Raw genomic sequence first — 9184 nt, forward strand, 5'->3', positions numbered from 1 at the left:
CTCCGGGGAGCGGCGCTCTCGTCGTAGGCGGGGGCTACGCGAGACCCAGCGCGAACACCGCGAACCCCGCCGCCAGCAGCCCCGCCACCGTCCGGCGCAGCGCCCGGCCCCCGCGCACTCCCTCCGGCGGACGCTCGAACCGGCGCGCGTACCGGGCGATGCCCACCAGCAGCGCCGCGAACACCGGCATCCACGCCACCCGCGCCGCGATCCAGCCCAGGCTGTCCGGAGCCGTCGTCAGCCCGGCCGGCCCGCCCCCGCCCACGAACGAGCCGGGTACGGCCGCGGCCAGCATGGCCGTCTGGTGCCAGCACAGGATCGTCATCGCGCACAGGTTGATCACGACCACCGGGGCCCACAGGACCGGCCGGGCCAGCAGCTTCGCCAGCCGGTCGCGCAGCAGGATCGCCGCACCCGACTGGGCCGAGGCCAGGGCCAGTACCAGCAGCGACGGCGGATGCGAGTTGGTCCGCGCGGCTCCCGGTACGCCGACCATCGACGCCGGATAGTGGAAGACCGTCAGCAGCGCCGCGAACAGCAGGGTCCCGCCGGCCAGCAGCAGCCAGGCCCCGCGCCGCCCGATCCGCCGCTCGCCCCACGAGACGCCCAGCTGGTACGCGAACAGCCAGCCCGGCAGGATGTTCACCAGGGACAGCCAGGACGGTACGGAATCGGCGAGCGGCCCGTAGCGCAGGAAGTCCACCACGGCCACCGAACCGAGCAGCGGGGCCGCCGCCCAGCCGCCGAGGCGGCCCGCCGCCCGCACGCAGTACGGGGTCAGCGCGGTGACCACCACGTACACCCCGACGAACCAGAGCGGCTGGATCACCAGCGTCGCGCCGGTGCGCAGCGAGGCCTCCGGCACCCCGGTCGCATACAGCACCGGCGCGGCCAGCGCCCACACCGCGGTGACCCCGAGCACCGGCCGGCCCAGCCGGACGATCCGGCCCTTCAGCCAGGCGCCCGCCGAACCGGGGCGGCGCCCGTAGGAGAGCGCCGAGGCGTAGCCGCCGACCAGGAAGAAGATGCCGAGCATCTGGAGCACCCAACTGGCGGGCGCCAGAGCGCCGAAGGCCGACAGCGGGCTGGCGTTGTGCAGCCCGCCGTCGGAGTCGAGGGTGAAGCCGCCGAGCAGCCAGTGGCCGGTCGGCACGGCGAGCAGCGCCAGGGCGCGCAGCCCGTCGACCGCCCGGTCGCGGTGGGCGGGGGTCTGCCGGTCGATCCGCTCGGCGGCCTTCCTCAGCGGGGCCAGGGCGGCGGAGGGGCTCATCGGACCTCTCCCTTCGCGATCGCGGCGAAGGCCTCCAGGGACTGGGTGCCGGGCATGAAGTAGCCGGTGTGGCCCTGGACGTCGGCGGCGGGCACCGGGCGGGCGCCGAAGCGCGCGGAGGTGGGGTCGGCTCCGTGGCCGATGTCGGCCAACCGGACGTTCGGGACGTCCGCGATCCAGTCGGAGGGGCCCCGGGCCGCCCACACCCGGGCGCCGGTGCGCAGCCCGGCCGCGGTGTCGGCGCGCATCCCGGGGGAACCGAAGGCCACGAGGTCGGAAGCGTCCGTGTGACGGGCCGCCAGCCCGCAGACCACCGAGCCGTAGCTGTGGCAGAACAGCACGGGGTCGGGCGCGCCGACCGCGTCGAGCCCGGCGGTGAACCGGGCCAGGCGAGCCGCTCCGGCCGTGGCCAGCCGGCCGTCGGCCGCGTCCATGCCGACACCGACCGGGGTGGTGTAACCGGTCCACGCCACGACGGCCGTGGACCCCCCGGCCGCCTCGCGCAGGGCCCGGGCCATCCCGGCCGGGCCGGTGTTCGGCGTGCGCCGCGCGTCGTGGGTGGTGGCGTCGTTGTCCGACCCCGGCACGATCACCGAGACGTGCTCCGCGTGCTCCAGGTCCCCGAACACCTCGGCGACCTGGCCCCGGCCGCGCGGGTCGAAGGCCAGGATCCGCCGGTCCGGCGCGGCGAGGGAGGCGTACCGGGACTCACCAGTGGCGGCGATCGCGATCCGGTTGGCCTCGTACCGCAGGGGGAGCGGCGCCCCCTCCAGATTGCCGACCACCAGCGGGTGGTCACGCAGGAGTTCCCGGCGCGCCGCCTCGTCGAGCCCGGCGAAGAACCGGGCCACCTCGCGCGGTGGCGCGGTCGCCGGGTCGGGCAGCGCCCGGCCGGACGCCGTATCGGCCCGCCAGCCGGCGGTGCCGGGCGGTGGCCCGGTGACCGCCTCCTGGCTCTCGCCCGAGGCCCATCCGGCGGTCCCCCCGACGATGGCCACCGCCAGCGCGGCCGTGACCAGCGTCCTTCCGAAGCGGCGCATGCCCCTTCTCCTCTCCTCGTGACGAGGAGGAAGGTAGGAAGGAGGTGCCGGCGCGCACGTCGGACCGTGGTGCCAAGTCGGATGTCATACCCCGGTAGGGGGTGGAGGAGGACGGGGGCCGATCCGTCCCCGCCCGGGGCGGCCCTGCTCCGCCCTGCTGCGCCCCTCCGGTCAGGCCGGGTCGCCCGGCCGCCGGCTCAGGCGGAGTCGCCCGGCCGGACCAGCCCCGCTTCGTAGGCGAAGATCACGGCCTGGGCCCGGTCCCGCAGGTCGAGTTTGGCCAGCACCCGTCCGATGTGGGTCTTCACCGTCTGTTCCGCCAGCACCAGATGGCCCGCGATCTCCTGGTTCGACAGTCCGCGCGCGATGAGTTCCAGTACCTCGGTCTCACGCGGGGTGAGGCCGTTCAGCCGCAGCGCCGGGTCCTTGCGCGGAGCCGGCCGCTGCTGGACGAAGTCCGCGATGAGCCGCCGGGTCACCGAGGGCGCCAGCAGTGCCTCGCCCGAGGCGACGACGCGTACCGCCGCGATCAGATCGGCCGGCGGGGCGTCCTTCAGCAGGAAGCCCGAGGCGCCGGCGCGCAGCGCCTCGTACACGTAGTCGTCGATGTCGAAGGTGGTCAGCATCAGCACCTTCGGCCGGTGCACGACCCCGGGCGGGGGATCGAGGATCTCTCGGGCCGCCGTGAGCCCGTCCATCTCCGGCATCCGCACGTCCATCAGCACCACGTCGGGGTGCGTGGATCGGGCCACCTGCACGCCCTGCCGCCCGTCGGGCGCCTCGCCCACCACGTCGATGTCGGCCTGCGCCGACAGCAGCGCGGCGAACCCCGCCCGCACCATGGCCTGGTCGTCGACGATGATCACACGGATGGTCAACTTGCGTCCTCGGCCGGGTCGTTCAGGGGCAGGCGGGCGGCGACCCGGAAGCCCCCGTCGGGCAGCGGACCGGTGTCCAGCGTCCCGCCGGTCAACCGTACGCGTTCCCGCATCCCCACCAGACCGTGCCCCGTGCCCGAACTCTCCAGCTCCACCACGGCGTCCCGGGCCGGACCGTTGACCACGAGCACCAGCACCTCGTCCTCGTCGACCGTCACCGAGACCCGGGTGCGCGCGCCCGGCGCGTGCCGCACCACATTGGCAAGGGCCTCCTGCACGATCCGGTAAGCCGACAGGTCCACCGCCGGCGGAGCCGCCCCGGCCGCCCCCGCCGCCAGCGACAGCTCCACCGGCTGCCCGGCCCGTACGGTCGCCTCCACCAGCTGCTGCAGCCGGTTGATCCCCGGCTGCGGGGCCCGTTCGCCCTCCGCGCCGCCGTTCGCCCCGTCACCGCGCAGTACGGTCAGCAGCCGCCGCATCTCGCCCAGCGATTCCCGGGCGCCGGCCGCGATCGCGGCGAACTCCTCCTGGACCGCCTCGGGCATGCCCGGCAGCCGGTACGGCGCCGAATCCGCCTGGACGGTGATCACCGACATGTGGTGGGCCACCACGTCGTGCAACTCGCGGGCGATCCGGGCCCGTTCCTCCAGCAGGGTCCGCCGGGACCGCTCCGCCTCGCTGATGCTCTCCTGCTCGGCGATCCGCTGCTGGGCGTCGCCCAGACCGCGCAGCGCGCCCGTCAGCACCAGCATCACCCCGCTCAGCACGAACAGCAGGGCTGCGGAGTTCATCACGCCGTCCGGCTGGGAGAAACCCAGCGCCGCACCGAGCGCGCCGGTCACCAGCCACACCCCGACCAGGGTCCGGATGGATTCGCGCAGCCCCAGGCAGGCCATCAGCACCAGGTAGCCGACGATGGTCATCGGCGGCCACGGCCAGGAGTGCCCGGCCACCTTGTCGGCACCGATCAGCAGGACGGCGCCGGCGAAGTCCGCCGCCAGGACGAGGCCCCAGGCGGGCAGCGGCCGGACCACCGCGAGGAGCAGCGGCACCGTCTGCGCCACCCCGAGCGCGCCCGCCCAGCCGCCGTCCAGCCCGTAGTCGTTGCTCAGCACCGCGATGGTCACCGGAAGCAGCGTCACCACGCAGATGCCGACGACGAGGTACGGCAGCATCCGCTGCCAGCGCTTGGCCGCCTGCCCCAGCAGCGGCTGCGCCGGCCGGGCGGGCGTGCGCAGCAGCACGGCGAGCTGGCCCAGCGCGCCGGGCACCCGGGCACCGGGCGCGCCGGTCGAGGAGGCGCGGGTGCGGTCGCGTTTCCGGCCGCCCCGCCAGGTGCGGGATCTGTCGCTCATGATCGGACCAGCCTATGCCCGGCCGGACCCCGAACCGCGGGTAAGGGTAGGCTGCTCGCCAAGCGATCACGGGGGAAGAGAGCATGGGCGGGGCAGCCGCGCTGGAGAAACTGGTGCCGGTGCTACTGGCCTTCGGCGGCGGGGTGCTGCTCGCACGCCGCAAGATCGTCCCGGCCGAGGCCTCCAAGGTCTTCTCCGACTACGCCTTCCTCTTCGCCGTCCCCTGCTACCTCTTCGGCAACATCTACGCCAGTGACCTCGCGGCCCTCTTCAACTGGCGGGCGATAGGCGGCTACGCCGGGTCGGCGGCCCTGGCGGTCGCGGCCGTCGCCGTGGCGGCGGTCGCCCACGGCATCCGGGAGCCCCGGGTCGTGGCGCTGCGCGTGATGGCCGGGGTCCAGGTCAACACGGCCTACTTCGCCGTCCCCGTCTTCATCACCGTCTTCGGGACGGCGGCCCCGATCTTCCCGATCCTGCTGTTCCAGGTCTGCGTGCTGTCCCTGGTCGTCATCGCCCTCATGGAACTGGGCCGTGCCGGGCCGGCCGCGGGCGGCCCGGCACGGCGCCTCGCCCGCGCCGTCGGCGCCTCCCTCACCACCCCGGTGGTCCTCGCCTGCAACGCGGGGATCCTGCTCAACCTGCTCTCGGTGAAGATCCCGGCCGTGGTCCTGGACGGCGCCGCCTTCGTCGGCGACAGCGCCTCGCCGGTCGCCCTGTTCGCCCTCGGTCTCCACCTCGGCGGCCTCGGCCTGGACCTGCGGGGCACCACGCGCGAGGAGCTGGCCCTCGTCGGCTTCAAGTGCCTGGCGTTCCCGCTGCTGACCTGGGCGGTGTGCGGGATGCTCTTCGGCGTCCGGGGCGAGTGGCTGGCGTACCTCGTCCTGATCGCGGCGATGCCGACCCCGCAGAACCTGTTCATCTTCGCCCAGCGCTACGACGTGGGCGTCGACCTCTCCGCGTCGCTGGTGATCAAGAGTTCGCTCGTGTCGCTGCTCCTTCTGCCCTTGTGGCTGCAGACGGTCGCCGCATAGGCGTCAGAGCCCCCTCAGAGCAGGGGACGGATTCCGGGCTCCGCCCCGTGTTCCATGGCCCGGGCTCCGGATCCGTGCCGGCCGACGGGCAGGGCGGGACGGCCCCCGGTGTCCTCCAGGGCGAAGGCGGTGGCGGCGTAGAGGGCGAGGAGCACAAGGGCCAGCCCCGCCGCGCCGGCCGCGTCCTCCCAGGCGGGGGAGCGGGTGAGCTGGTGGATCCCGGCCAGGGCCAGACGTACGGTCGCGCAGGCGATGACGGCCGAGGCGGCGAGCTTGGTCGCGCCGGACGCGGCGAGGGGAACGAGCAGGGCCGCGGCCGCGGTGACGAGGAACACGCCGAGCGTGTGTCGGGCCTCGGACGCCGGGCCCGCCGCGAGGAGTGCGCCCTGGACGAGCCAGCTCGCGGCCAGTACGGCCATGGCGGTGGCGAAGGCCGTGTCGCGGCCGCGGAAGCCGAGGAGCGCCGCGAGCAGCTGGAGCGGGAAGGCGAAGGAGAGGAGGACGAGTGCCACCGCGTGGTGCTCGTGGAGCGGGATCCAGCCCAGCTGGAGCGCGGAGACGGCCAAGGCGCCTCCGGCGAGTCCCAGGAACCCCACGGGCAGCGGGGTGCCGAGCGGGCGGAGCACCGTCGCGGTGGTGTGCGGCACGGGCGCGGTCATGGAGGTGCCTTTCTCGCACCGGCGTCGCGGCGCGGGGGCGGGGCGGGCACCGGTGTGGAGGCGGTGGTGGTGGGGGCCGGTGCCGGGCCGGAGAGGGGGGCGGCCGCGGTGATGCGCGCGGCGCCGGTCTTGAACAGCGGCTGTTTGGAGGCCGGGTCCCAGGTGGTGGGGGTGAGTTCGTTGGCGGCCCGGTGGTGGCCGGTCCCGTCGGGGGCGTCCCAGTAGCCGTAGTGGAAGGGGAGGAACAGGACGCCTTCGCGGATGCCGGTGATGCGGGCTCTGGCGCGGACGGTCCCCCGCCGGGTGGACACCTCCGCGAGGTCGCCTTCCCCGATGCCGGCGGCTGCTGCGTCGTTCGCGGACATCTCGATCCACATGTCGGGCGCCGCGTCCCGTAGTTCGGGCACGCGGCCCGTGCGGGTCCGGGTGTGGAACTGGTACAGGGTGCGGCCGGTGATGAGCCAGAACGGGTGGTCGGCGTCGGGCTGTTCGGGCGGCGGGACGTACGGGGCGGTGCGCAGGACCGCCTTGCCGTCGGGGTTCAGGGAGCGGTAGGCGTCCTCGTCGTGCGGGGTGCCGGTGAGGAGGTCGCGGCCGTAGGTCTCGCAGTCTTCCGGTCTGCTGCGGAAGTCACCCGCGGTGTAGAGGCGCTCGGTACCGTCGGGGTGTTCGGCGGTGCAGGGCCACTGGACGCCTCCGCGTTCGTGCAGCAGGGCGTAGCTCAGTCCGCTGTAGTCGCAGGGGCGGCCGCGGCTGCATTCCTTCCACGCTTCGAATACCTCTTCGGGGCCGCCCCAGGGGACGAGGGGTGCGTCCGAGCCGTCGCGCAGGTCCATACGGCGGGCGAAGTCCAGGAAGACGTCGAGGTCGGGGCGGGCCTCGCCGGGCGGCTCGACCGCCTTGAGGGAGAGGTGGACGGTGCGGTCGGCGTTGGTGAAGGTGCCGGTCTTCTCGCCCCAGCCGGCGGCGGGCAGCACCACGTCGGCGAACTCGGTGGTCTCGGTGGGGAAGAGGTCCTGGACGACGAGGAAGAGCCGGTCCTGGCCGAGTACGGTGCGGACGCGGTCCAGTTCGGGGAGGGAGACGGCAGGGTTGGTGCCGGAGACCCAGAGCATGCGCAGGGAGCCTTCCTCGGCGAGGCGGAGCATTTGCATGAGGTGCGTGGGCGGCCCGTCGTGCGGGATGCGGTCGGGAGTGACGTTCCAGATCCTGGCGAGTTCTTCGACGTGGCGGGGGTTGGCCCAGTTGCGGAAGCCGGGCAGGTCCCCGTCGGCGCCGCATTCGCGGGTGTTCTGGGCGGTGGGCTGCCCGTTCATCTGCAGGACGCCGCAGCCGGGCCGTCCGAGCATGCCGCGGATCAGGTGCAGGTTGTTGACCTGGACGGCGGCCGCGGTGGCCTGGTGGGACTGGTAGAAGCCCTGGAGGACCGTGGACAGCAGCCGTCCGGCCTGGCCGAGCAGGCGTGCGGCGGTACGGATCTGCTCGGCGGGGATCCCGGTGGCCGCGGCGGCGGCCTCGGCCGGGAACCCGGCCACCTGACGGGCCAGGCGGTCGAAGCCGGTGACTTGCGCCTCGATGTACGCGGGATCGGTCCAGCCGTGTGCGATGACCTCGTGCAGCAGGCCGTTCATCAGGGCGAGGTTGGTGCCGGGCCTCGGCTGGAGGTGGAGGGTGGCGGCTTCGGACACGGGGCCCGGCCGGGGATCGACGCACAGCAGGACGGGCGGTTCGGGACCGGCGATACGGTCCAGGATCCGGCTCCACAGCACGCCCTGGGTCTCCGCCATGTTGTGTCCGAAGAGGGCGATGGTGTCGGCGTGGTCGATGTCGGCGTACGAGCCGGGCTGGCCGTCGCAGCCGAACGACTCCTTGAGGGCTTCGCCGGCGGTGGCCGTGCACAGCCTGGTGTTCCCGTCGAGGTGCTTGGTGCCCAGACCGCCGCGGGCGATGACCGCCAGCGCGTAGTACTCCTCCAGGAACAGCTGACCGCTGGTGTAGAAGCCGATCGAGGAGGGGCCGGGGCCGTCGAGGAGCGCGCGGGTACGGTCGGTGATCCGGGTCATCGCCGTGTCCCAGTCGGTCTCCCGTTGAATGCCGTCTTCGCGGACCAGCGGCCGGGTCAGGCGGTCCGGCGAGGCGATGGCCTGCCAGCCGTAGAGGTCCTTGACGTCGAGGCGGCCGCGGTTGACCCGGTCCCGGGCCACCCCGCGGACTCCGACGAGCCGGCCGTCCCTGACCGCCAGCTCCATCGCGTCGCCGTTCGAGTGAAGGTTCGAGGCCGTCGGAACCCATCGGTCGACACGGACGGCGCCGTCGGCGTCGGGGTCCGCGGCGAGGTACGAGTCGACCCGCACGGGCCAGGGCCCGCCACGGCCGTAGGGAGTCCGTGGGCCCCACGGCTCGGCGATGCGATCAGGAGCCGGATCGGATGTGGCCATGCCCGGCACCTTCCCCGATTCAGGACCGCCACGCCCCGGCCCGACGCCCGGCCGGCGGCCCAGGGGCGACGGTTCGGGGCCGGAGCCGTTCGGCCCGGCGAGGATCTCCGAACGGGTCGCCCGGATCCGGGCCCATGCCCGGCCAGGGGCAGGAACCGCGTGACCTGGTCGACGAGGTCACCATCGAGCCGGTGCGCCACTCGACGCCGAGGAGCAGTACCCGGACCAGGCGGCTCGCGACTTCGTCACCGGCCGCGGAAAGTCCTGACCGCATCGACAGCCGGGGTTTGCGGCGCGTGGCGGCGCGGCCGCGCGCCTGCGGCCCCCCCCACGCGCCCCAGCAGGGCGGCGTGACGCAGGTCACCCCGCAGGATGTGGCCGCCGCCTACACTGGGCGGTCACGAGCGGGGCAGTGCGGCTCCGTACAGAACAGCTCACCGCCGGCCAGCCGGTCCCGGGTGGGCTCGCCGCTGAGGACCGATCGCCCGTGCCCGCCGACCTGACCGCGCTCAT

General features: G+C 74.1%; 7 protein-coding genes. 1 reads left to right on the top strand and 6 read right to left on the bottom strand.

What is annotated here, in order from left to right; genetic code table 11:
* Positions 1 to 34: 34 nt before the first annotated feature.
* The 4 genes from IF88_RS0134255 to IF88_RS0134270 form a co-directional block, all read right to left on the bottom strand.
* A complete protein-coding gene (locus IF88_RS0134255) occupies positions 35 to 1270 on the bottom strand; it encodes an acyltransferase family protein (protein ID WP_030721674.1) in 1236 nt (411 codons plus the stop codon).
* Positions 1267 to 2310, bottom strand: a complete 1044-nt coding sequence (locus tag IF88_RS0134260; protein WP_030721678.1) for an alpha/beta hydrolase — start codon at positions 2308 to 2310, stop codon at positions 1267 to 1269. Before IF88_RS0134260 ends, IF88_RS0134255 begins: the two co-directional genes overlap by 4 nt.
* A 197-nt stretch (positions 2311 to 2507) precedes the next feature.
* Positions 2508 to 3188, bottom strand: coding sequence for a response regulator (locus IF88_RS0134265; protein WP_030721681.1), 681 nt, complete (start codon positions 3186 to 3188; stop codon positions 2508 to 2510).
* Positions 3185 to 4543, bottom strand: coding sequence for a sensor histidine kinase (locus IF88_RS0134270; protein ID WP_037808090.1), 1359 nt, complete (start codon positions 4541 to 4543; stop codon positions 3185 to 3187). Before IF88_RS0134270 ends, IF88_RS0134265 begins: the two co-directional genes overlap by 4 nt.
* Before the next feature lie 83 nt (positions 4544 to 4626).
* On the opposite strand from IF88_RS0134270, the gene IF88_RS0134275 reads away from it, so the two are divergent.
* Complete coding sequence (locus tag IF88_RS0134275; protein WP_030721684.1) at positions 4627 to 5574, top strand: AEC family transporter; 948 nt, start codon at positions 4627 to 4629, stop codon at positions 5572 to 5574.
* 14 nt (positions 5575 to 5588) lie between these two features.
* On the opposite strand, the gene IF88_RS0134280 is transcribed toward IF88_RS0134275, so the two are convergent.
* Positions 5589 to 6233: a GPR1/FUN34/YaaH family transporter gene (locus IF88_RS0134280; protein WP_051838029.1), complete on the bottom strand. Its 645-nt coding sequence runs from the start codon at positions 6231 to 6233 to the stop codon at positions 5589 to 5591.
* A complete protein-coding gene (locus IF88_RS0134285) occupies positions 6230 to 8671 on the bottom strand; it encodes a molybdopterin oxidoreductase family protein (protein WP_051838030.1) in 2442 nt (813 codons plus the stop codon). Before IF88_RS0134285 ends, IF88_RS0134280 begins: the two co-directional genes overlap by 4 nt.
* Positions 8672 to 9184 lie beyond the last annotated feature (513 nt).

Origin of the sequence: Streptomyces sp. NRRL F-2580 (assembly GCF_000720115.1) — a bacterium.
GTDB lineage: Bacteria > Actinomycetota > Actinomycetes > Streptomycetales > Streptomycetaceae > Streptomyces.

Coding starts and splice junctions, on each gene's coding strand:
- IF88_RS0134255 (WP_030721674.1), bottom strand. CDS start 1,270: ATGAGCCCCTCCGCCGCCCTGGCCCCGCTGAGGAAGGCCGCCGAGCGG.
- IF88_RS0134270 (WP_037808090.1), bottom strand. CDS start 4,543: ATGAGCGACAGATCCCGCACCTGGCGGGGCGGCCGGAAACGCGACCGC.
- IF88_RS0134260 (WP_030721678.1), bottom strand. CDS start 2,310: ATGCGCCGCTTCGGAAGGACGCTGGTCACGGCCGCGCTGGCGGTGGCC.
- IF88_RS0134280 (WP_051838029.1), bottom strand. CDS start 6,233: ATGACCGCGCCCGTGCCGCACACCACCGCGACGGTGCTCCGCCCGCTC.
- IF88_RS0134275 (WP_030721684.1), top strand. CDS start 4,627: ATGGGCGGGGCAGCCGCGCTGGAGAAACTGGTGCCGGTGCTACTGGCC.
- IF88_RS0134285 (WP_051838030.1), bottom strand. CDS start 8,671: ATGGCCACATCCGATCCGGCTCCTGATCGCATCGCCGAGCCGTGGGGC.